16 protein-coding genes and 1 riboswitch are annotated in these 23,497 nt (G+C 35.8%); of the genes, 11 read left to right on the top strand and 5 right to left on the bottom strand.

The genetic code is table 11. The features are described from left to right. Window positions 1-9: 9 nt before the first annotated feature. From coaBC to OXQ85_RS11660, 5 genes are all read left to right on the top strand, one after another. Window positions 10-1,212 (top strand): bifunctional phosphopantothenoylcysteine decarboxylase/phosphopantothenate--cysteine ligase CoaBC, encoded by a 1,203-nt coding sequence (coaBC, locus tag OXQ85_RS11680; protein ID WP_267404756.1) that lies wholly within the window; start codon window positions 10-12, stop codon window positions 1,210-1,212. A gap of 37 nt (window positions 1,213-1,249) precedes the next feature. Continuing rightward, complete coding sequence (locus tag OXQ85_RS11675) at window positions 1,250-2,155, top strand: DUF4835 family protein (RefSeq protein WP_267404754.1); 906 nt, start codon at window positions 1,250-1,252, stop codon at window positions 2,153-2,155. Window positions 2,156-2,210: 55 nt separating this feature from the next. Beyond that, window positions 2,211-3,860, top strand: a complete 1,650-nt coding sequence (locus tag OXQ85_RS11670; RefSeq protein ID WP_267404752.1) for a DNA repair protein RecN — start codon at window positions 2,211-2,213, stop codon at window positions 3,858-3,860. Between the two features lie 130 nt (window positions 3,861-3,990). Continuing rightward, window positions 3,991-5,457, top strand: coding sequence for a DUF5687 family protein (locus OXQ85_RS11665; protein WP_267404747.1), 1,467 nt, complete (start codon window positions 3,991-3,993; stop codon window positions 5,455-5,457). Between the two features lie 4 nt (window positions 5,458-5,461). Beyond that, on the top strand, window positions 5,462-6,181 hold the full coding sequence (locus OXQ85_RS11660) for an ABC transporter ATP-binding protein (RefSeq protein WP_267404745.1): 720 nt from the start codon (window positions 5,462-5,464) through the stop codon (window positions 6,179-6,181). A gap of 68 nt (window positions 6,182-6,249) precedes the next feature. Here the strand turns inward: OXQ85_RS11660 and OXQ85_RS11655 are convergent, their stop codons facing one another. Next, window positions 6,250-6,444 (bottom strand): hypothetical protein, encoded by a 195-nt coding sequence (locus tag OXQ85_RS11655; RefSeq protein WP_267404743.1) that lies wholly within the window; start codon window positions 6,442-6,444, stop codon window positions 6,250-6,252. A 218-nt stretch (window positions 6,445-6,662) separates the two neighbouring features. Next, the gene (gene fumC, locus OXQ85_RS11650; RefSeq protein WP_267404742.1) at window positions 6,663-8,057 is read right to left on the bottom strand and encodes a class II fumarate hydratase; all 1,395 of its coding nucleotides are present in this window, start codon (window positions 8,055-8,057) and stop codon (window positions 6,663-6,665) included. 201 nt (window positions 8,058-8,258) lie between these two features. On the opposite strand from fumC, the gene OXQ85_RS11645 reads away from it, so the two are divergent. Both OXQ85_RS11645 and OXQ85_RS11640 read left to right on the top strand, forming a co-directional pair. Further along, window positions 8,259-9,866 (top strand): fumarate hydratase, encoded by a 1,608-nt coding sequence (locus OXQ85_RS11645; protein ID WP_267404740.1) that lies wholly within the window; start codon window positions 8,259-8,261, stop codon window positions 9,864-9,866. A gap of 171 nt (window positions 9,867-10,037) precedes the next feature. Beyond that, window positions 10,038-10,334 carry a hypothetical protein gene (locus tag OXQ85_RS11640; RefSeq protein WP_267404738.1) on the top strand — a complete coding sequence of 99 codons (297 nt, stop codon included), beginning with the start codon at window positions 10,038-10,040 and terminating at the stop codon, window positions 10,332-10,334. Between the two features lie 99 nt (window positions 10,335-10,433). On the opposite strand, the gene OXQ85_RS11635 is transcribed toward OXQ85_RS11640, so the two are convergent. Continuing rightward, window positions 10,434-11,300 (bottom strand): AraC family transcriptional regulator, encoded by an 867-nt coding sequence (locus OXQ85_RS11635; RefSeq protein WP_267404735.1) that lies wholly within the window; start codon window positions 11,298-11,300, stop codon window positions 10,434-10,436. Between the two features lie 148 nt (window positions 11,301-11,448). Between OXQ85_RS11635 and OXQ85_RS11630 the strand changes: the two genes are divergently transcribed. Next, the gene (locus OXQ85_RS11630) at window positions 11,449-13,536 is read left to right on the top strand and encodes a T9SS type A sorting domain-containing protein (protein ID WP_267404732.1); all 2,088 of its coding nucleotides are present in this window, start codon (window positions 11,449-11,451) and stop codon (window positions 13,534-13,536) included. Window positions 13,537-13,677: 141 nt separating this feature from the next. Here the strand turns inward: OXQ85_RS11630 and OXQ85_RS11625 are convergent, their stop codons facing one another. Continuing rightward, entirely contained in the window at window positions 13,678-14,109 is a 432-nt protein-coding gene (locus OXQ85_RS11625; RefSeq protein WP_267404730.1) for an organic hydroperoxide resistance protein, read from the bottom strand. Between the two features lie 315 nt (window positions 14,110-14,424). Continuing rightward, a complete protein-coding gene (locus tag OXQ85_RS11620; protein WP_267404728.1) occupies window positions 14,425-15,441 on the bottom strand; it encodes an alpha/beta hydrolase in 1,017 nt (338 codons plus the stop codon). Between the two features lie 251 nt (window positions 15,442-15,692). On the opposite strand from OXQ85_RS11620, the gene OXQ85_RS11615 reads away from it, so the two are divergent. The 3 genes from OXQ85_RS11615 to OXQ85_RS11605 all read left to right on the top strand — a co-directional run bounded on the left by OXQ85_RS11615 (window position 15,693) and on the right by OXQ85_RS11605 (window position 22,970). Then, the gene (locus OXQ85_RS11615) at window positions 15,693-18,530 is read left to right on the top strand and encodes an alpha-amylase family glycosyl hydrolase (RefSeq protein ID WP_267404726.1); all 2,838 of its coding nucleotides are present in this window, start codon (window positions 15,693-15,695) and stop codon (window positions 18,528-18,530) included. Between the two features lie 387 nt (window positions 18,531-18,917). Then, a riboswitch (SAM riboswitch) is annotated at window positions 18,918-19,025 on the top strand. Window positions 19,026-19,120: 95 nt separating this feature from the next. Further along, window positions 19,121-21,664, top strand: coding sequence for a TonB-dependent receptor (locus OXQ85_RS11610; RefSeq protein WP_267404724.1), 2,544 nt, complete (start codon window positions 19,121-19,123; stop codon window positions 21,662-21,664). 4 nt (window positions 21,665-21,668) lie between these two features. Next, on the top strand, window positions 21,669-22,970 hold the full coding sequence (locus OXQ85_RS11605) for an amino acid permease (protein ID WP_267404722.1): 1,302 nt from the start codon (window positions 21,669-21,671) through the stop codon (window positions 22,968-22,970). The last annotated feature ends 527 nt before the right edge of the window (window positions 22,971-23,497 follow it).

The following is a 23,497-nucleotide window of genomic DNA, read 5'->3' as shown; positions in this document are numbered from 1 at the left end:
TAAAACTACATGAGCGTTTCAGGGAAAAAGATTCTCATAGCTGTTTCCGGAGGTATTGCAGCCTATAAAATTCATTTTCTGATAAGAGATTTTATAAAAAGAGGGGCTGAAGTTCAGGTGATCATGACGCCCGATGCTGAAAACTTCGTTACCAAGCTTAGCTTATCAACATTATCTAAAAAACCTGTGTACTCAGATTTTTACAGTGATAACGGAACCTGGAATAGTCATGTGGAATTGGCGCTTTGGGCAGATGTAATTGTTATTGCTCCATGCACCGCAAATACATTGGCTAAAATGACGCACGGAATGTGTGATAATTTGGTCATTGCTACGTATATGTCTGCAAAATGCCCTGTTTTCATCGCTCCTGCAATGGATTTGGATATGTATCAACATCCTTCAACAAAGCAAAACTTAGAAATGGCTGAAGATTTCGGACATTTTATTATTCCTGCTGAAAGTGGCGAACTGGCGAGTGGGTTGGTTGGGCAAGGAAGAATGGCTGAGCCGGAAATGATTGCGAAAGCGATAGAAAATTTTTTTAATTCAAATGAAAATAAAAGCCTTGAAGGAAAAACGGTTTTGATTACTGCTGGACCAACGTATGAAGCAATTGATCCTGTGAGATTTATAGGAAATCATTCATCCGGAAAAATGGGCTTTTCATTAGCCGAAGAAGCTTCAAAAAGAGGTGCGAAAGTAATTTTAGTTTCGGGGCCGAGCTCTCAAAAAATTCATAGTGAAAACGTTGATTTACATAAGGTTACTTCAGCAAAAGAAATGCTCGACAAAGTATTTGAATTTTACGAGAATGTAGATATTGCGATTGCGAGTGCTGCCGTTGCGGATTATGCTCCTAAAGAAGTGGCGAAGGAAAAAATCAAAAAAAATGATGAAAATCTGACGATTGAATTGGTGAAAAATCCGGACATTCTGAAGACAATGGGTGAAAATAAAAAGCATCAGTTTTTAGTAGGTTTTGCCTTGGAAACTCAAAATGAAGAGGAAAATGCAAAGGGTAAACTGATAAAGAAAAATCTGGATATGATTGTTCTGAATTCTCTTCGTGACAGCGGCGCGGGTTTCAAGAATGATACTAATAAAATTAAAATATTCACCAAAACAGAGAAAACAGAGTTTAATTTAAAATCGAAGGATGAGGTGGCGAAAGATATTTTGGATTTCGTTGAAACTCAACTTTTAAAATAATTTTAATAAATTTCCGTTCTCAATTTTTAATAAGACAATGAAAAAAATTATAAGTTTATTTTTACTACTTTTCATATATACTACAAGTTTTTCTCAGGAATTGCTGGCTACCGTTCAGGTGAATTCTCAACAGGTGCAGGGTAGTAATACACAGGCTTTTAAAGCGCTGGAGAAAAGTCTCAAAGATTTTATCAATAATACAAGCTGGACGGGGAAGAGACTTCAGAATTTCGAAAAAGTAAAGTGTAATTTCGCAATTGTAATTGCAGAAAGAGATGCCAATAGGTTTAAGGGAAGTATTATTATTCAGGCGGTTCGTCCGGTTTTTAATACCAATTATGAGTCTCCTTTACTTAATCTTCAGGATCAAAGATTTTCTTTTGAATATATTGAAAATGAAAATCTTATATTTAATGAAAGACAGTTTTCCGGTAAAAACCTTATTGATGTAATCAGTTTTTATGTGTATGTGATTTTAGGGTATGATGCAGACAGTTTCCAATCAATGGGAGGAACTCAATGGTTCCAAAAAGCGCAGCAGATCGCACAAAACGGAGAGTCTCAAAACAATTACGAAGGCTGGAAGCAGGTAAACGAGCCTAGAAACAGATCTCAATTAATTCGAGAGATTATGAATCCAAATATGGCGCAATTGCGTTCTTCATATTATTCATATCATAGAGCGGGTTTAGATAATTTATTTAATCAGGATCAAGCACCAGGTAAAAAAGTTATTTTCGATGCTTTAATGCAGTTGAAAATGTATGAAAACTCTTTTGCACAGAATTATTTCCTCGATCTTTTTCTCGTAACGAAGGCTGATGAGATTTTTAATATCTTTAATTCTACCAACAACGGTGGAATCGATATTGCCAGTTTGAAACAGCTAATGATGCTGTTCTCTCCAAAAAATACAGACTCCAGATGGAGTAAATGGAAATAATTTTTTACGATTCTAAAGTTTTATATTTGCAATACCTAAAGTAATTTGCTTATCAATGCTATCGAGAATTTATATTAAAAATTTTGCATTAATTGATACTCTTGAAGTGTCACTAAACAATGGTTTACAGGTTATTACCGGTGAAACAGGAGCTGGGAAATCTATTATTCTTGGAGCACTGAGACTCATTTTGGGCGAAAGGGCAGACGTAAAATCTATTGCAAAATCGGAAGAGAAAAGCGTGGTAGAAACGGAATTTGCTTTAAATAATCAGTTCAAAAAATTCTTTATTGAGAATGATTTAGATTATGAACACCAAACCATCATCCGTAGAGAAATTTTACCTTCAGGAAAGTCGAGGGCATTTATAAATGATGTTCCGGTAACGCTTGATATTTTAAAAGAGCTTTCTTCGCAACTGATTGATATTCATTCTCAGTTTGAAACGTCTAATCTTTTTACTTCTGAATATCAGTTTAAAATAATCGATGGACTTTCAGAAAATAAAAAGCTGATTGAAGATTATCAGTTTGAATTTTCAGAATTTCAAAGTTTAAAAACTCAGCTTAAAAAATTGCAGACTCAACTTGCTGAAAGCAATAAGGAAAGTGATTATAAGCAGTTTTTACTGAACGAATTAACTGAACTGAATCTTGATGATGTAGATTATGAAGATCTTCAAAATCAGCTTTCTATTCAGGAAAATGCGGAGATGATCTCAGAAAATATCGGTCAGGTTTTGTCGAGATTTCATCAGGAAGAAATCGGGATTTTATCCTTTTTCCATGAAGCAAAAAATAAGCTTTCAAAAATTGCTGAAGTTTCCAATGGTTTTGTGGAGCTTGATGAAAGGCTTGAGCAGTCTTTTGTTGAATTGAAAGATATTATTTCGGAGCTTGAAAACGAGTCTGAAAAAATAGAGATCAATCCGGCGAATCTTTTGATTTTAACGGAACTTAATAATAAGCTCAACAGTTTGTTTATTAAACATAATGTTGCTGATATTAATGAATTGAAAGATCTCAGAGATCAATTATCAGGTGAACAAAAAGGAGCTTCTGAGCTGGAAGAATATATTGTTGAAATTCAGGAAAATATTGCTAAAAAAGAAAAGTCATTACAGATTTTAGCTGATAAACTGGCGCAAAACAGAAAAAAAAGTGTCCCTGTTTTCATTTCGAAAGCCGAAAAATTATTGAAGCAGTTAGGTCTTGAAAAAGCAAAAGTTGATATTGAATTACAGCATTCTGAAGAATTCAATTCTTTCGGAAAAGAAAATATTCAGCTGTTATTTCAGGCGAATTCAGGTTTTCCTTTAAGACCGATTCAAACGGCCATTTCAGGAGGTGAAAGATCCAGAGTCATGTTGGCAGTGAAAAAAATTATTGCTGAAAGTGACGATCTTCCAACTTTAATTTTGGATGAAATTGATACCGGTGTTTCAGGGAAAGTTGCCGAAGAAATCGGAAATCTGATGCGCGAAATGTCTAAAGATATGCAGCTGATTGTTATTTCTCACTTGGCCCAAGTTGCTGCAAAAGGGAATAATAACTATAAGGTTGTAAAACAGGATATTGCCGGAAAAACGCAGTCCAATATTGTTCCTTTAAGCGATGCAGAAAAGCTGAACGAGATTGCACAATTGCTTTCAGGAAGCAAAATTACCGAAGCAGCTTTGGCACAGGCGAAAGAGCTTATCGGATAAAATAAAAATTCATATTAAAATATATAGAAAGACTTCTGATTAGAGGTCTTTTTTTGTTTAAAGACTACATTTTTCATTAGAAAACTGTAACATATTTTACAAAATCATAACTAATGATTAAAACTGAGCTATGTTTGTAAAATTCTTACGTTTAGAGATCAAAAGTTTTTTTCGTGGTTCGTCGTTGGGGATGAATCTTGCCATGAAGATTTTCAGATTACTGGGAATTCTTTATTTTATGGCGTGTCTTGTGGGCGGAGCATTTGGCGCTTACTATTATATTCACAAAGAACTGAACTTAGATCCTTTGAAGATTGTTTCCCGATTTTTAATTATTGTCTGGCTTGCGGATCTTATTTTTAAATACATGATGCAGCAATTGCCGACGCAGAATATCAAGCCTTTTCTGACGATGAATATTTCGAAGAAAACGTTGGTTAATTATATGTTGATCAAAACTTTTCTGTCTCCTTTCAGCTGGCTGAATTCGCTTTTCTTTATCACTTTTTCAGTTATTGCTTTGTGGAATGGTTTCAGCTTTTTAGGAATATTGACTTGGTTTTTAGGTGTTTCTTTACTCTTTTACCTGAATAATTTTATCAATATTCTTCTGAATGAGAAAGAAAATATTGCCATCGGAATTGGAATTCTGATTGCAGGAATTGCTGCGTTGGGATATTATAATATCGTTCCTGTGCTTTCGTATGCCGAAACTTTCTTTTATAATTTCTATGAAAGGCCGTATTTTGTAGTGATCGCAATCAGCTTATTTTCTGGTTTATGGAAAATTTCATTTAATTCTATTTTTAAAGATTTTTATCTAGATCAAGGTTTAGAAGTCAAAAAAGAAGTCGGTAAAACGGAAAATATCGCTTTTCTGAATAAATATGGAGTGATCGGGACGTTTATCAACAACGATATTAAAATGCTGAGACGAAATAAAGTAACCAAAGGTATTTTAATCGGAAGTTTCTTTTTCTTGTTCTACGGAATGTTGATGTTTTCTTCCTCGGTTTATAAAACGCCGGCGATGATGATGTTTATGGGGCTTTTTGTAACGGGAGGCTTTCAGTTTTTATTTGGGCAAAGAGTTCCTGCATTTGATAGCTCGTATTATCCTTTAATGATGACTTTGAATGTTCCTTATAAAGAATACATCAAGGCAAAATGGTGGCTGATGAATATTGTAACTGCGGTTTCCATTGTGTTGGCGCTGTGCTATGCTTATTTCGGATGGGAAATTTATTTAACATTTCTTGCTGCCGGAATTTATAATATCGGAGTTAATTCACAATTTACCTTATGGTCGGGTGCTTACAATAAAATGCAGATCGATCTTAATTCTAAAGAAAAAAGATTCGGACAAAAAAATAGTTTCAATTTAAAATCTTTACTTCTACTCATTCCTAAAATGCTTTTACCGATGGCAGTTTTTGCCGGTGCTAAATATTTCTTCGGAATCACAGCCAGTGTTGTAAGTATAGCAATTATTGGTTTGATAGGATTTTTATTGAGAGAGAAAATTTTCGACATTATTGTAAAACACTATAAAGTGGAAAAATATAGTACCATAGACGCATTTAAAAATAAAGCTTAATATCATGATCACAATACAAAATTTATCTAAAACATACGGAAATGCTACCGTTTTAAATATAGAAAACCTTGAAATTCCTAAAGGAGAAACTTTCGGACTGGTGGGAAATAACGGAGCCGGAAAAACAACGCTTTTTAGTCTAATGCTCGATCTTATCCAACCAACAACAGGTTTCGTAAGTGTTGATGGAATTAAAGTAAACGAATCTGAAGCCTGGAAAAGTAAAGTTTCAGCGTTTGTAGACGATACATTTTTGATAGGCTATCTTACGCCGGAAGAATATTTTTACTTTATCGGTGAGCTGAGAGGTCAGAACAAAGCTTCGGTAGACGAATTTCTAAATCAGTTTCATGATCTCTTCAGTGGTGAAATTTTAAATTCAGGAAAATATATCCGTGATCTTTCAAAAGGAAATCAGAAAAAAGTAGGGATCGTAGGTGCGATAATCGGAAATCCTGAAATTATAATTCTTGATGAACCTTTTGCCAATCTCGATCCTTCAACGCAAATTAAATTAAAGAATCTAATTAAAGAATTATCAAAACAGGAAGGTGTTACTTTCCTTATTTCCAGTCATGATCTTTCGCATACAACGGAAGTCTGCAACCGAATTGTTGTAGTGAATAAAGGAAAATTGGTAAAAGATATTCAAACCAATCCGGAAACGTTGAAAGACTTAGAGCAATATTTTGCAGATCAGGTTTCATCACCAGCATTAAGTTAAATATAAAAGGTCAGAGAAAATTCTCCGACCTTTCTTTTTTGAAATCTTTTATCAACTATTTATACATTTTAGCTCAATCCGCCGTCGCACATATCTACAGGAATAAGGCAAGCCGTTCCGTTACAGGGATTTCCACCCGGCGGAGGTGTAATACAGCAGGCATGGTAGCCATTCCATTGTACATGGATCAGGTTTCCGGGGCAAGTGTGTCCTCCTAAAACTTCTTTTAAATTCTGTCTCTTGATTTTCTTTAAATTTTTCATAGTAATTTGTTATAATGATTTGTATTTATATCACTAATTTATGAAAAAAAATAATTCGAAAATGATTTTATTTAAAAAATTGTATTTCAATCAATTATAAAAAACAAAAACCTCAGATTTCTCTAAGGTTTTATTCATTTATTTTCTCTGAAAAATTGGGGTCAGAAGTTGATATTTATATTCATCCCGCTTCTAGCCTCCCTCTTCCAGCCATTACATTATTTCAAACTTCCCACCATATCTTCAGGTTTTACCCACTCGTCAAATTGTTCAGCAGTTAAAAGTCCAAGATTTATAGCTTCTTCTTTCAATGTTGTACCATTTTTGTGAGCAGTTTTTGCAATTTTTGCAGCATTTTCATAACCGATATGGGTGTTCAAAGCCGTTACTAACATCAAAGATTTGTCAACCAGTTCTTTGATTCTTTCATGATTCGGCTCGATTCCAACCGCACAATGATCATTAAATGAAATACAGGCATCAGCAATCAACTGAGCAGATTGCAAGAAATTGTACGCCATGACAGGTTTGAAAACATTCAGTTCGTAATTTCCCTGAGTTCCTGCGAACGAAATTGTTGTATCATTTCCTAAAACCTGTGCGCAAACCATCGTCATGGCTTCGTTTTGGGTAGGATTTACTTTTCCAGGCATAATCGAAGAACCTGGCTCATTTTCAGGAATATGAATTTCCCCGATTCCTGAACGTGGTCCAGAAGCCAATAATCTCACATCCTGAGCAATTTTGTATAATGAAACGGCTAATTGCTTTAAAGCGCCGTGAGATTCAACAATCGCGTCGTGAGCAGCCAAAGCTTCAAATTTATTTTCTGCCGTCACAAAAGGAAGATTCGTGAATTTTGAAATATACTCAGCCACTTTTACATCGTAACCTTGCGGAGTATTCAAGCCTGTTCCAACCGCAGTTCCTCCCAAAGCCAATTCTGAAAGGTGAGGTAAAGTGTTTTTCAACGCTTTAATTCCATAATTCAATTGAGCGACATATCCTGAAAACTCCTGCCCTAAAGTTAGTGGAGTTGCATCCATCAAATGCGTTCTTCCGATTTTTACAATATCTTTAAATGCTTCTGATTTTTCTTTTAATGTATCTCTTAATTTTTCCACTGCTGGAATTGTCGTTTCCACCACTTTTTTATACGCTGCAATGTGCATTGCGGTTGGATACGTATCATTCGAAGATTGAGATTTATTCACATCATCATTCGGATGAACTTCAGTTTTATCACCTAAGTTTCCTCCCGCATTTACGTGTGAACGATTGGCAATAACTTCATTTACGTTCATGTTTGATTGCGTTCCCGAACCGGTTTGCCAAATGACCAAAGGAAACTGATCGTTCAATTTTCCTTCTAAGATTTCATCACACACTTTTGCGATCATATCTCTTTTTTCAGCAGGAAGAACTCCCAAATCAGTGTTGGTGAATGCTGCCGCTTTTTTTAAATAGGCAAAAGCTTCAATAATTTCGTGTGGCATAGAGCCTTCCGGACCGATTTTGAAATTGTTTCTCGAACGTTCTGTTTGTGCTCCCCAAAACTTATCTGCAGGAACCTGCACTTCACCCATGGTGTCTTTTTCTATTCTGTAATTCATTGTGAAATTTATTTTAAAGGTTTATGCTAAGTTTAAGGTGAATTTTAACCTCAATCTCAACCTTAGCCTTAATTGTTAAAGTTACTCAATAATGAAAACTCTCGCAATTTATAATCATTATAAATATCAATCTAAATCACTGATTTTGCTCATGTTTTTTTGCGTAAGCCGTATTTTTGCATCGAAAAAATTAAAAGTAGAATGGAATTTAGATATCAGGATCCGTATCCGATCACGAAAGATGATACGGTGTATAAGAAATTGACTTCAGAGTATGTGAAAGTTGAAAAATTGGGAGACAGAGAAATTTTAACCGTAGATCCGAAAGGTCTTGAACTTCTTGCAGAAGAGGCGATGGCGGATGTTTCTTTTATGCTTCGTTCTTCGCACCTTGAAAGTTTGAGAAGAATTATCGACGATCCTGAAGCGACAGATAACGACAGATTCGTTGCTTATAATTTATTGCAAAATGCTGCAGTGGCTGCGGAAGGCGCTTTACCTTCTTGCCAAGATACGGGAACAGCGATTGTGATGTGTAAAAAAGGAGAAAATGTTTACACAGGCGTTGACGACGGTGAATATTTAAGCAAAGGAATTTTTAATACTTACCAAAAAAGAAATTTAAGATATTCTCAGGTGGTTCCTTTAACAATGTTTGATGAGAAAAATTCTGGTTCAAATCTTCCGGCGCAGATTGATATTTATGCTAAAAAGGGAGATTATTATGAATTTTTATTCTTAACGAAAGGAGGAGGTTCTGCTAACAAAACTTTCCTTTATCAAAAAACTAAGTCTTTATTGAACGAAAAATCTCTTGAAGAATTCATCAAAGAGAAAATTTCGGATCTAGGAACAGCTGCTTGTCCGCCTTACCACTTAGCTTTGGTTATTGGTGGAACTTCTGCGGAAGCGAATTTGGCTGCAGTGAAAAAAGCATCTGCAAAATATTACGATAATCTTCCGACTGAAGGAAATGAGGCTGGACAGGCTTTCAGAGACTTGGAATGGGAAGCAAAGGTTCAGAAAATCTGCCAGGAAAGTGCGATTGGAGCTCAGTTTGGTGGAAAATATTTAACACACGACGTGAGAGTAATCAGATTGCCTCGTCACGCGGCTTCTTGTCCAGTGGGAATGGGAGTTTCTTGTTCAGCAGACAGAAATATTAAAGGAAAAATTACCAAAGAAGGTATTTTCTTGGAGCAGTTGGAGCAAGATCCGAAAAGGTTTTTACCGACAACTCCGCCACATTTGGAAGAAGCAGTTGAAATTAATCTGAATCAGCCTATGTCTGAAATTTTAGCAGAGCTTTCAAAATATCCAATCAAAACGAGATTAAAATTAAACGGAACATTGATCGTTGCAAGAGATATTGCTCACGCAAAAATCAAAGAATTATTGGACGCTGGACAACCCATGCCTGAATATTTCAAAAATCACCCAATTTATTACGCGGGACCTGCAAAAACCCCGGAAGGAATGGCTTCAGGAAGTTTTGGACCAACAACGGCAGGAAGAATGGATGTCTATGTTGACGAATTCCAAAGCCATGGCGGAAGCATGGTGATGTTGGCAAAAGGAAACAGAACAGCAGACGTTACCAACGCATGTAACAAATATGGTGGTTTCTATATTGGTTCAATCGGAGGTCCTGCTGCAATTTTGGCAAAAGATAATATTGTGTCTGTTGAGGTAGTCGATTTCCCGGAATTAGGAATGGAAGCAGTAAGAAAAATCGAGGTGAAAGATTTCCCTGCATTCATTATTACTGATGATAAAGGAAATGATTTCTTTGCGAATCTTGCGCATTAAGACAGATAGATAATAGACGATCGAAAATAGATAAAAGAGTGAATAATCTATCATCTATCCGTCTATCATCTTTTAGTCTTTTAATTAAAATCAAAATAAATAACAAAATAGGGCTTGTATGTTTTGTGTAAAACAATAAAAAGCCTTATTTTTGCCTAAAATCTTTAAAGAATGATAACGATTTTATCAGCATTTTGGCCGTTTTACCAGTTCCTTTGGACGATTTTCTTCGTAACAATGTTCCTAGTAGGATTCTGGTGTATTTTCATGTTCTTCGGATTGGTAATTCCTATGTGGTTGACTGAAGGTTTAAAAGAGTATTTCGGTAAAGTAAAACCTTTCGATCCGGAAGATATCAGAAGCAAATTGCTTACAGAACAAGAAGGTGTTGAAGTAATCTTCAACGAGCCTAAAGGTCACGGGCCTTTTATTCATGACCACGGTCACGATAGTCACGGACATCATTAATTGATAGTCATTGCTTTCTCACATGAATTCCGAGGAAGTAATATCAAAGCAAAACAACATATACAAAACCACTTAATTTTTTAAGTGGTTTTCTTTTTTTTAATTCGTTCGAAGCTTTTCAGGCGAAACTCCGAATTTCTTTTTGAAGGCTCTTGTGAAATTCTGAACGTATTCATATCCGCATTCAATAGCAATTTCTTTAATCATCATATCTTTGTTGATGATCAGTTTTTTAGCTTTTAGCATTCGCAATTCAGAAATATAATCGGTGACAGTCATCTGATATTGTGCCTTGAATTCTTTTCTGATTTTATTCTGATTCATCCCAATCAGCTTTCCGATTTCCTCAGCTTTAATATTTTTATGATAATTTTCATCGATGAATTTTTTGATGATAGAAGATGTTTTTGGGGTGTTATCGATTACATTTTTACTATTAAATTGCTCAAAAATCAAAATAAGAAGCTTGATGATTTTGGCTTCCACAAACAATTTCTGCATCACGCCTTTTTTTGAATAGCTGATGATCTCTTTCAAAATCATGTGCATTTCTACCGTCATATCCGGTGGCGTTTTTTTATGGAGAAAGATGAAATTATTCTTAATCATACTCTCCAAAATTTCCGCGTTTTCTCTATTGGCTTCCGGATTAATGAGATTGAATATATAATTATAATTAATCTGAATCTGCAAATATTTTAAACTATCCTGATTTTCCGTCCAAAGTTCTGCCGAGCTGTCTAATGAAGAATAATGAAGAATGTACTGGTTTTTCTTGAAAAGAAAATTAGCACCGCAGTCATTGGCTTCCAGATGAATATTGTTACTTAATAAAAAAAGAAGATTGAAGCTCGACTTTCCTTCAATAAAATTCGATTTCAAATAATGTTCCGCATACGAATCTTCATGCAGTACTATTTGTATATCATCGGACTGGAATATAGATCCGTTCTTAGTTTGCTTCATACGATGCGCGGTTTTTGTGGTACATTTTAAAATAAAAGCTTCACATAGGATAACAAAAAGTTCGGAAATGATAACTTGAGGTTAATAATGAGAAGTAATTTTGCGCAAAATTAAATATAATTTAGAATAAATAAAAATAATATTGATTATGTTCGGAAATTTACACGTGGCGATGAAAAAAATCGGGGTTGGTCTCGGTGTTTTGGCATTCGCAAGTACATATTCATACGCTCAGCAATGGGAGAATGTAGGAGGTGTGGCAACGGTTTCGGCCGGAGGAAGTAGCTATAACAATCTGGTTGTAGATAATGCAGGAAAATATTATCTTTCATATTATGATACTTCAGTAGCAAAAGGCTCTGTTCAGGTTTTTAACGGAAATACTTGGTCTTATGCAGGAGGAAGTGCGGGAATTACAACAGGAACTGCGCTTTATAATTCTTTATCAGTAGACGGTTTAGGCAATATTTATTATACAAATCAGATCGGATATCCAGGTTCGGGAATGGAAGTTCGTCAGTTTAACGGAACATCTTGGAATTCGTTACCAAACTCAACCAATACCTCTGTAAATTACCATGCTTCGGCAGTTTCACCTTCTAATGTTTTATTTACGTTCGGAAATCATAACTCAGGAACTGTTTCTCGTTATGTAAACGGCGCTTGGGAGCAAGTTGGGAATGCAGGTTTTTCCAACGGTGCCATGTATGCAGAAATGGTAATCGGAACCAACAATAAAGTATATACGGCAAACGTATCAAGTGGTTTAAGAGTCTATGTAAATTCTACGACTGCGAGTGCTACAGACAATTGGGAATTGGTTGGCGGAAGTATTGTAGATGGTGCTGCAGCAAGCGAGCAGTATACTTCGGATATTGCGATTGATGGAAATAACAATATATATGTTGCCTATGTTTCCAATTCAACAAACGGAACTAAATTAAATGTTAAAAAATTCGATGGAACTTCTTGGGTAGCGGTTGGAAATCAATACTTCAGTGAAGGAAGAGTGCAGCACGTTGCCATTGCTGTTACGCCTTCAGGAGAACCTTATGTGGTGGGGAGTCGTTTCGAAAATGATAATTATCTGAAAAATTCAGTATTTAAGTTAAATGCTAATCAAGTCTGGGAAAAATTCGGAGGAGATTTTATCTCTGACGGGCAGGCGACTTATAATGATTTAGCAATTGATAAGGCTAATAATTATTTGGTTTTAGCGTATTCAGATGCTGGAACAAAGGTGAAAAGAATTTCAATCACAAGTAATAATACAATTCCAACTTGTAACAATACAGATCCGGGAAATAACCCTGGAGATCTAGGATGTGTATCTTTCTTCTATCAAGGTCAGCAAGTTGTTTACACAACGGTAAGAGGTGCAGATGGGAAAGTTTGGTTCCAGCAAAATTTAGGAAGTACAAGAGTGGCTACCACTTTTAATGATGAAGATTCTTATGGAGATTTATTCCAGTGGGGAAGATGGGATGATGGTCACCAGTTGAGAAATTCAACAACTAATTCAGCGCCTAGTCCAAATTCACCAGTAGGAATCACGGGAGGAAATAGTTCTTATATCATCGGTGGTTCAGGTTCTTCATGGTGGGCAACAAATGCTACTAGTGATGCTTGGACGGCAGCTTCTTCTTCAGATGTAACTTCAGCAGTGAGTGCAGATCCTTGTAAAAAAGTAGGTCAGGGTTGGAGACTTCCGGTTTCAGCAGAGTGGGTTTCAGCAGTAAATGCAGAAGGTATTAATAATCCGGCAACAGCATTTAACAGTTACTTGAAATTACCTGCAGGAGGATACAGAAGCAGCTCAACAGGAGGATTTACTTTTGTTGGAGAAAGAGGATATTACTGGAGTTCAGATACGGCGACTTCAGGTGGTAAGTTTTTATATATCGGAACAGGGAATGCACAGCCAACTTCCGGAGCACCGAGAGGTCAGGGAGAAGCTGTAAGATGTATCAAAGATTTTACACAATTAGGTACTATTGATGTAAGATTAAATGCAGCTACCATCGGTGTTTATCCAAATCCTACGAATGGTATTTTAAATATCAAAGCAGATTCTACGATTGATAACGTTGCTGTTTACAATTTGGTAGGTCAAAAAGTAGATGTTCAGATTTCAAACAATCAAATCGATATGAAAGCACTTTCAAACGGTGTGTATATCGTTGAATTGAAATTGAAGAACGGACAGAAAATTTCGAAAAAAGTTGTTAAAAACTAATAGTCATAACGTTTGATTGAATTCAAAGGTCTGCTCCATAAACCTTTGTCTGAAAGTCAGCGCTAGTTCATTTTTTAAATTGCAGTAAAACCCGCATTGTTTCGTCACAGTGCGGGTTTTTGTTTAATATAAATGAATAGACTATGAGATTTGTAATGTAACCAAGATATTTCCTCTCGTAGCTTTTGAATACGGGCATGTTTGATGCGCTTCTTCGGCTAATAATTGAGCTGTTTCATTATCAATTCCTGGAAGGCTAATGTTCAATCGGGCTTGCAAAAAGTAGGCATCATCGTTTAAACATAAATCTACTTCGGCATCTACTGCGGTTTCAGCAGGAAGTTTAATCTTTCTTTTTCTTGCGGCAATTCCTAAAGCGCCGATAAAACAAGCAGACCATCCCGCGGCGAAAAGCTGCTCCGGATTGGTTCCCGGTTCCGAACCTCCGGGTGTTGATAATTTTATATCTAAATTACCATCCGAACTTTTAGAGAATCCTTCTCTGCCGCCTGTAGTATGTGTTTTTCCTGTGTATAAAACTTTTTCTGCCTGAATGATGTTTGTATTTTCCATTTTTAAGATTTTTATTGATTGAAATTTATTTTGAAATGAATTTATCCTTGTCATCATGAACGTCGGAAAATGAAGCGTTAAGAAAATTGGAAATTAATCCGTTAAAAAATTCCCACTGTTCGAAGCGCAAGAGAAATTTAGTTAAGATGAAAAACTTTTGAATTCGCGCAAATTTTGGGGATTTTAGGATTAAGTTTTAATTTTTAGCATTCATTTTCCAAGTCTTGACTTTTTGTTTCTTTTGTGTTAAGACAAAAGAAAAATTGCTTTTTAATTCAAAGTATTGTAATTATCTTTAATGAGAGGATCTTTTAATTATTTTGAATACCCATCCACTTCCACAATCGCATCCGCAAAAGCCTTTGGATCTTCCTGTGGAACATTATGCCCGATTTTATTTAAAATTTTGTGAGAATATTTTCCTGTAAATTGTCCTTTGTATGCCTTTCCATCAATAGCGGCTCCGTCAAAATCACTGCTGATCGTAATTGTCGGAACATTGATTTTTGGTTTTGATTGAAGCTTTTTCTCCAATTTATCATATTGTGCTTCACCTTTTGCTAAAGATAATCTCCAACGGTAATTGTGCATCACGATCGCCACATGATCTGGATTATTGAAAGATTGAGCTGTTCTGTCGTACGTTGCTTTATCAAAATTCCAGGTTGGAGAAGCCGTTTTCCAAATCAAATTATTGAAATCATACGTGTTTTCTGCATAGCCTTTTTCGCCGCGTTCGGTAGAAAAATAATATTGATACCACCATCCTAATTCTGCATTCGGAGGAAGCGGTTTTTTGTTGGCTTCTAAATTGGTGATTAGATAGCCGCTTACAGAAACAAGTCCTTTTGCACGTTCAGGCCAAAGTGCAGCCATTACGTCGGCGGTTCTTGCGCCCCAATCGAAGCCTCCAATAATGGCTTTATCAATTTTTAAAGCATCCATCAAAGCAATAATATCTAAAGCCACGGCAGTCTGTTGTCCGTTTCTCATGGTTTTGTCAGAAAGGAAGCGGGTGGTTCCAAAACCCCGTAAATACGGAGTAATTACACGATATCCTTTGGCAGTAAGTTGCGGAACAACTTCTTCATAACTGTGAATATCGTAAGGCCAGCCGTGAAGAAGAATAACCGGAGTTCCTTTGGATGGTCCTGCTTCTGTATAGCCAATGTTTAAAACGCCTGCATTGACCTGCTTTAAAGTTCCTAAAGAGCCTTCTGTTTTTTGTTGAGCGTTTAGTGATAATCCTAAATTGAAAAGTAAAATTAGAATTCCGCTTGCTAAATATTTTTTAATATTCTGAATCTGCTGAGGTTTTGAATAGGGATACATAATGGTTTAGATTTTAAATTATAATTCAAAAGTAGTTCGCGAAAGATTGCTAAGAAATTACAAACAAGGTGAAACGGACAATACGTATTTTGAAATAGACAAACCTGAGCTTTAGAATTTTATAAATTTTGAAAGTACAAAGATTTGCATACTATTTTAAGCACTGAGTTATGTCTTTTCCGACTGAAATATGATTATTTGTTAAAAAATAAATTATTTTAGTATAGTACTAACAAAAAAATTAAAACTTTATGAAGAAATTTTATTCGGGTATATTGTTGTTTATCATGGCTCTGGTTTTTGGGCAGATCAACTATACAATTACACCAAATCCGTTCAATGAGACGGATCAGATTACCTTAACGGTTCCCGGAGATCAGATCGATGAAGCCGCCTGGGGAGTTACCAATAACGCGATATATATTTGGACTTGGTCTTTGGATGCTAATTACCAAAACAGTCAGGATTGCCCTACAAACGGACAATGGGGAGATTCCAACGATGCGAACAAGTTGGTATATAATAACGCGACAGATTCATATTCCTTAACTTTTACGCCAACCACTTTTTATAACCGAACCGGAATCGGAAGATTCGGATTTTTATTAAAAGATAAAACAGGAGGACACCAAACGGGAGATAGTTTTGTGAATGTTGGAGTTTTAAATTTAAATCTTACCAATCCTCTTGCAAATAGCTTGACATCGGTTCCTGTAGGGAATTCAATCAATGTTACAGCAACTACCAATGTGAATTCAACTTTCCAGCTAAAAGCCAACGGAACAGTTGTGAATTCGACATCAACGCCTTCCAATTCCTATTCTTACGCCTATACTGTGACGGGAGATGCTAATATGGAACTGATTGCTACGGAAGGTTCTTCATCTAAAAATGCAACATTTACTTTACAAGTTCCTAGAAATGTTGTTTCTGAAGCAATTCCGGGATGGATAAGACAGGGAATTAATTACAACCCTACAGATAATACCAAGGTGGGATTGGCTTTGTATGCGCCATTTAAAAATTTCGTTCACATAATCGGAAGTTTCAATAACTGGGCGGTGAATGATGCCTATTTAATGAAAAGAGATACGACAAATCCTGATCTATACTGGATTGAATTAAACGGACTGACTCCTCAGCAACTGTATACTTTCCAATACAGAACTAATGATTTGAAAAAAGTGGCAGATCCTTATTCACCACAGATTTTATCTTCTTATGATGATCAATGGATTTCGGCTACTACTTATCCGAACTTACCAATATTTCCTACTGGACAGGATTTTGAGGTTTCAATGTTTAAAACAGGTCAAACGCCTTACAATTGGCAGGTAAACAATTTTCAGCGTCCGGCAAAAGAGGATCTTGTAGTATATGAATTGTTGCTAAGAGATTTTACTCAGGAAAAAAACTGGCAGTCTTTAATTGCTAAAATTCCTTATTTGAAAGGATTGAACATTAATGCAATCGAACTGCTTCCTATTATGGAATTTGATGGAAATCTGTCTTGGGGATATAATACGTCTTTTCATTATGCTTTAGATAAAGCCTATGGGACGCCGGAAAAATTTAAGGAATTTGTAGATGTTTGTCACCAAAATGGTATTGCAGTGATTCTGGATGTTGCTTTCAATCATGCAACGGGTCGTTCTCCGTTGGTAAGACTTTGGAATGTTGATCCTGATGGCGACGGCTATGGAGATGTGGCAGCTAACAATCCTTATTTTAATACGGTTCCCAAACATTCGTATAATGTATTTAATGATTTTAACCATACAAGTCCCTCGACTAAATATTACGTTGAAAGAACATTGCAGCAATGGTTAACTGAATATAAAATCGATGGATTCCGTTGGGATTTGACTAAAGGTTTCACTCAAAACTGTTCTGAAAATGATGAAAACTGTACCAATGCTTATCAACAGGACAGGTTAGATATTCTTAAAGATTATGCCGATAAACAGTGGGCGCTGGATCCGAATTCTTATATGATTTTTGAGCATTTGGGAACAGATCAGGAAGAGCAGCAATGGGCTAATTATAAGGCATCGGAAGGTAAGGGTGTAATGATGTGGAATAATCAGAATGGTTCTTATAACCAAAATACGATGGGTTATAAGGAAAATAGCAATTTCGACAGAATGGATCATGAGCTTCATGGGTTTTCGCAAATGAGAGCGGTTGGATATGGTGAAAGTCATGACGAGGAAAGACTGATGTTTAAAAATCTTGCGTATGGTGCGGTGAATGGTTCTTATGATGTTAAAAACTTAAATACGGCACTTGATAGAATGAAAACTTTTGGAGCTACATTTTTTACAATTCCTGGTCCCAAAATGATCTGGCAGTTTGGTGAATTGGGGTATGAGTTTAGCATCAATAGATGTGCAGATGGTTCTATTAATAACGGTTGCAGAACCGATGAAAAACCAATTGCATTCACTTTAAACTATGATACAAGTGCCAATAGAAAGGCAGTTTATGATACTTGGGCTAAAATTATCAACATTAGAAATGCACATCCTGTTTTTAAATCTAAAACATATACAGTTGAATCCAATAACTTAACAAATGATCCAAACGGATTGATTACAAGGATCTTCGTGTACGATAATACGTTGACTTTGGGAATTAAAAACGTTGTTGTATTGGCGAATTACACAACGGCAACTCAAAATGTTGTTCCGTATTTTCCTTATACTGGGCAATGGCAGAATTTAATGGACAATTCAATCTTTACAGTGGCTTCTACAACGACTCCGATTTCTCTTCAACCGGGAGAATTCAGAATTTTCGGAAATTATACGGGAACGAATTTATCCACAGTCAATGTGAATGCAGAAAATACATTATCGCTTCAAATTGGGGATAACCCTGTAAAAAATGGTTTGGCTAAATTAATTTACCACAAAGCGAAGAATGGGGAGATCTCAATCTACGATATGAGTGGAAAAAAGATGGATTCATTTAAGCTTACCAATGAAAACGGAACATATGAATTGAAAACAAATTATCCTGCGGGATCATATTTAGTTCATTTAAAATCAGATACAGGAATTGCAATTCAAAAAATGATTGTGAAATAACCTGTGGATAAGTCTGAGGATTACCATACAAAGAGGTCACGCAAGTGATCTCTTTTTTTGTTTGTCCACACTTTTTTCACATTTAAATTAATGCTTATTCATAAGAAACTAACGGCTTTTCAACACGTAATTCACAGGGTTTTCCGCATAGAAATTCACAAATTTTTTGGGCTTGTTAATAGCTTATTAAGACGTTATCCATATCTTATTCACATTTAAAAAATAACTTGTTAATATTTGAATTTTGATAACTCACATGCAATTCACGCCTAGCTAACAGGTAATTCACGCGTTATCCACAACTTATTCACAATCGAAAAAGGATTCAAAAACAGTAAAAATTTGCGATTTTTTGTCAATTAAAATTAATACTCTACCTTTGCACTAGATTTATCAAGAAAGGTGGAGGGATTTGGCCCTGTGAAACCTTAGCAACCGACACATTTCCAAACGTGTAAAGGTGCTAATTCCAACCCAATCGGGGGAAGATAAGTGAAGCATATTCTTAATATTTTTCCATTTTCTTGACGGTCTTTGTAGGCGGATTTTGATCCGTTCGGGTTTATTATTAATTTTGCAAAAAACAAGAGATGAAGAAACTAAGCATTTCTATATTATTGCTTGGAGCGGTTTTCGTATCGGCTCAGGAACAGGAAAAAGAAAAACAAATTGAAGACGTTATCATCGTCGGAAACCGAAATGCAAAACGCACAAAGCTGGAAACTCCAGTTCCAGTAGATGTTATCAATATCGAAAAAATACAAAAATCTTCACCGCAAATTTCCGTTCAGGATTTATTGAATTACGTGATTCCGTCGTTCAATGCAGTTCGCCAGTCAGCTTCGGATGGTACAGAACACATCGATCCGATGACATTGCGAGGAATGGGACCGGATCAGGTTTTGGTTTTGGTGAATGGAAAAAGAAGACACACAACGTCTTTGGTGAATTATCAGAACACAGTTGGGAACGGTTCTGTCGGAACAGATTTGAGTACAATTCCGGTCATTGCCATCGACAGAATTGAAGTATTGAGAGATGGAGCAGCAGCGCAGTACGGTTCTGACGCGATTGCGGGAGTTATCAACATTATTCTGAAAAAAAATATTGGCGGATCTGCAACTCTTAATTATGGAATTACAGGGAGAAATGATGGCGAAACTTACCAAGCCGGAGCGAACTACGGAACTTCTTTGGGTAAAAAAGATGGTTACATCAATTTATCTTTACAATTAAATTATAGAGGAAAAACGACAAGAACGCAGAATCATGATTTGATTATTTACGATCAATCAAATCTGAATGTCGTTAATAATGGGGGAACAATTTCAGCTAATGGAATAGTTTTACCAAATGTTTCACCGATTGCCACCGGAAGTTATGGGAATTTTTTTGCTTATCCATTTGCCGATCCTGCTGACGGAGGAACAGGTGCGCAAATTTCAAGGGCTTATGATGATGCTTTAATTGCTCAAAATGGATTAACTCGCGACGATTTCAATTTCCAAATTGGAGATGCACAAATCAAACAGGCGCAATTGTTTTTTAATTCAGAATATCCGATTAATGATCAGTTTAAATTATATTCTTTTGGAGGTTTCAGCATAAAAGAAGGTCAGGGATACGGTTTCAGAAGGCTTCCAAGCGAAACTTCGAATAATGTACCATCCATTTTTCCAAATGGTTTTCAGCCGACTTTAGGATCGAAAGTGTACGATTTTTCTTACGCTGTAGGAGCAAAATACAACAAAAACGATTGGTTTTTTGATCTAAGCAATACGTTCGGAAGCAATACTTTCAATTATGATGTGAGCAACACGGTAAATGCTTCATTAGGCGCAAAATCTCCGACAAGTTTTGAAGCAGGGGCGCACAGTTTCCTTCAAAATACAGTTAATCTTGATGTTTCAAAAAATATTAAAAACTTCAACATTGCTTTCGGTGGAGAATTCAGATTCGAACAATATGAAATCAAATCCGGACAAGAATCATCATATGCGAGATACGATATTTACGGAAATGTTGTAACAGCTTCAACGCCTTCTGCTGATATTATCGGAGCGGGAGGATCTCAGTCATTCATTGGTTTTTCACCGGAAAATGCTTTGAGAAAATCAAGAACTTCGACCGCAGTTTATGCAGATGTTTCTTATGATTTAAATAAAAAATTTAATGTTGATTTAGCGGGAAGATTCGAAAATTATTCAGATTTCGGAAGCACTTTGAATGGTAAATTGGCTTTGAGATATGAATTTGTAAAGAACTTTGCGATTCGTGGAGCGGTAGGAACTGGTTTCCGAGCGCCGTCTTTACAGCAGCAATATTTTAATAATTCTTATGCGGACATTTCTACAACAGGAAATTCCATCGTTACAAAAGGAATCTTTAATAATGACAGTGAAGCGGCAAGAGCTCTTGGTTTTGATAAATTAAAACAGGAAACATCTGTCAACGGAAGCGCCGGATTTACCCTAAGACCTGCAAGAGGTCTTTTCGTTACGTTGGATGGATATTTAATTAAAGTGAAAGACAGAATTGTCATCACAAGTAATATTACCGACGACAGATTGGCGGTTTATGGTGTAGAAAGCGGAAGGTTTTTCGCCAACGCAGTCGACACGGAAACAAAAGGTGTTGATTTGGTTGTTTCATACGACTGGAAATTAGGTGGTGGAAATTTAAACATCAATCTTGCCGGAAATTATACGGAAACAAAAATCACAGATTTCCATTTCCCGGCAAATCTTCAAACACCTCAAGATGAATTTTTCGGACCGGATCAAATTAATATCATCGAAAGTTTATCACCAAAAACAAAAGCAACGTTGGGCTTAAATTATGGAATTGGTAAATTTAATTTCCTGGTGAGAAATACGTATTTCGGAAAAGTGATCAGAGATGGATATCCTTTCGGCGGTGTTCAGGAATTTACTCCAAAAGTTGTGACGGACGTGAGTGTTGGTTATGATTTTACGAAAAATATTAATCTTACAATCGGTGCAAACAATGTTTTCGATGTTTTTCCTGATCTTCAGATCTATGAAAATTCGTATTATGGTGTTTTCAAATATGCTCCGGTTCAAATGGGAACATTGGGGAATTATTTCTTCGGAAGGCTTAATTTTACATTTTAATTAAATGGAATCTACTTCACACCAGATTGGCTGGAAAACCGCCGTTGCCATTGTCGTTTCGAATATGATCGGGACGGGGATTTTTACAACATTGGGTTTTCAGTTGGCAGATATTACAAATACATACAGCATATTCCTACTTTGGGTCATCGGGGGAATTTTGGCTTTGTTTGGAGCTTTTTGCTATGCCGAATTGGGATCTCATTTTAAAGGAAATGGCGGAGATTTTATCTATTTAAAAGAAACCTACCATCCGCTTTTGGGATATTTGGTAAGCTGGATTTCCCTGATTATCGGATTTTCGTCACCCGTCGCATTGGCGGCTTTGGCGATGTCGAAATATCTTTCTGCTTTCAATTTTTCTTTTGGAAATGGTTTTGCTATTGGTGTGATTTTTTTGGTTTCTATATTTTTATCCTTTAGTTTAAAAGCTTCAAGCCGATTTCATAATTTTTTTACTTTTATTAAAATTGCCTTTATCATTGTTTTAATTATTCTCGGAGTCGGACTTTCAGAATCGGAAACCATCGGAAATAGTTTAAATTTAGATAATTCCTGGCAAAAAGAAATTATGCTTCCTGCTTTTGCAACTTCTTTGGTTTTTGTAACGTATTCATACATAGGATGGAATTCTGCATCTTACATTGCAGGAGAAATAAAAGATGTTCAAAAAAATCTTCCCAAATCACTGATTGTCGGAACGGTTTTCGTAACTGTTTGCTATCTTTTGGTGAATTTTATCATGCTAAAACACGCTCCCGTAAATCAATTAGCTGGAAAAGAAGATGTGATGGGAGAAGCAGCAAACAATATGCTCGGTTACACTTTCGGAAAAGTAGTGAATGTTTTTATCGCTTTGCAATTGATCGCAACCATCAGTGGATATTTATGGGTTGGATCGCGTTTAACACAGGCTTTTGCAAAGGAAAATAAATTGTGGAAAAGTTTGTCAATAACCAATCAAAAAGGAATTCCGGTTCGAGCGATTTTTGCTCATGCAGCCATTGCAACTTTGATTATTTTAACGGGAAGTTTTAAAGAAATCTTTGTGTACACGGCTTTTATTCTTCAATTATTTGCGAGTCTAGCAATTTCTACGGCTTTCTTTATTAAAAAAAGTGACCTAAAAATATTTAAATCAAATTTATTTTACATTTTCCCGACGGTTTTTCTTTTGTTTAGTGTTTATATTTTGTATTTCACATTTATCCACAATCCAAAGGAAAGTATTATTGGATTGGGAATTGTTGCTTTGGGAATTGTTCTTTACTTAATTGATAGGAAAATTACTAAGCCTAAAGCCTAAAGCTTGATTCTTGATTTTTTTGAATTATTAATATTATTTACGGTAAAAGTCTTCGACTCCGCTCAGACTGACACTGGCTTAATTGGGTTTTAAATATCAAATATTTAATTAAGCAGTTAATATTAGCGATGTAATCCTGAGCGAAGTCGAAGGATCTCTTTCGACATAGGAAGCTGAAGCGTAAAGAAAATAAAATCTGTGAATGTTAAGAAAATTCTACTGTTTGAGCGCGAGATAAATTCTGTATCGAAGAACAAATCTTGAAATCGCGCGAGTTTTAGAATTTTTAGAGAACAGAATTTATTTTTAGCATTCAGATTCCAAGTCTTGAACTTTTCGTTCTTTTGTTTCAAGACAAAAGGACATTCACAATTTTAAAAACTGTTTATATTCTTCCAGAATGACAAAAATACTGTTGATTTAATTTAAAAAATCAGCTATCATTTGCTGAGTGAAACGCCCTTGCGAACAAAAAATATTTTCAATAATTTCAAATAAAAACTTAGCGAACTTTGAGTTAAAAATAG

It is taken from the genome of Chryseobacterium sp. GM_Chr_2, from assembly GCF_026540445.1.
Taxonomy (GTDB): Bacteria; Bacteroidota; Bacteroidia; order Flavobacteriales; family Weeksellaceae; genus Chryseobacterium.
The sequence above is the reverse complement of the archived record's forward strand: the minus strand, read 5'-3'. Positions and strand labels throughout refer to the sequence as shown.

Bases quoted from the DNA above. Each gene is read 5' to 3' on its own strand.
- OXQ85_RS11625 (WP_267404730.1), bottom strand. From the start codon at position 14,109: ATGGAAAATACAAACATCATTCAGGCAGAAAAAGTTTTATACACAGGA.
- OXQ85_RS11645 (WP_267404740.1), top strand. From the start codon at position 8,259: ATGGAATTTAGATATCAGGATCCGTATCCGATCACGAAAGATGATACG.
- OXQ85_RS11660 (WP_267404745.1), top strand. From the start codon at position 5,462: ATGATCACAATACAAAATTTATCTAAAACATACGGAAATGCTACCGTT.
- OXQ85_RS11615 (WP_267404726.1), top strand. From the start codon at position 15,693: ATGAAGAAATTTTATTCGGGTATATTGTTGTTTATCATGGCTCTGGTT.
- OXQ85_RS11675 (WP_267404754.1), top strand. From the start codon at position 1,250: ATGAAAAAAATTATAAGTTTATTTTTACTACTTTTCATATATACTACA.
- fumC (WP_267404742.1), bottom strand. From the start codon at position 8,057: ATGAATTACAGAATAGAAAAAGACACCATGGGTGAAGTGCAGGTTCCT.
- OXQ85_RS11635 (WP_267404735.1), bottom strand. From the start codon at position 11,300: ATGAAGCAAACTAAGAACGGATCTATATTCCAGTCCGATGATATACAA.
- OXQ85_RS11640 (WP_267404738.1), top strand. From the start codon at position 10,038: ATGATAACGATTTTATCAGCATTTTGGCCGTTTTACCAGTTCCTTTGG.
- OXQ85_RS11655 (WP_267404743.1), bottom strand. From the start codon at position 6,444: ATGAAAAATTTAAAGAAAATCAAGAGACAGAATTTAAAAGAAGTTTTA.
- OXQ85_RS11665 (WP_267404747.1), top strand. From the start codon at position 3,991: ATGTTTGTAAAATTCTTACGTTTAGAGATCAAAAGTTTTTTTCGTGGT.
- OXQ85_RS11630 (WP_267404732.1), top strand. From the start codon at position 11,449: ATGTTCGGAAATTTACACGTGGCGATGAAAAAAATCGGGGTTGGTCTC.
- OXQ85_RS11670 (WP_267404752.1), top strand. From the start codon at position 2,211: ATGCTATCGAGAATTTATATTAAAAATTTTGCATTAATTGATACTCTT.
- OXQ85_RS11605 (WP_267404722.1), top strand. From the start codon at position 21,669: ATGGAATCTACTTCACACCAGATTGGCTGGAAAACCGCCGTTGCCATT.
- OXQ85_RS11620 (WP_267404728.1), bottom strand. From the start codon at position 15,441: ATGTATCCCTATTCAAAACCTCAGCAGATTCAGAATATTAAAAAATAT.
- coaBC (WP_267404756.1), top strand. From the start codon at position 10: ATGAGCGTTTCAGGGAAAAAGATTCTCATAGCTGTTTCCGGAGGTATT.
- OXQ85_RS11610 (WP_267404724.1), top strand. From the start codon at position 19,121: ATGAAGAAACTAAGCATTTCTATATTATTGCTTGGAGCGGTTTTCGTA.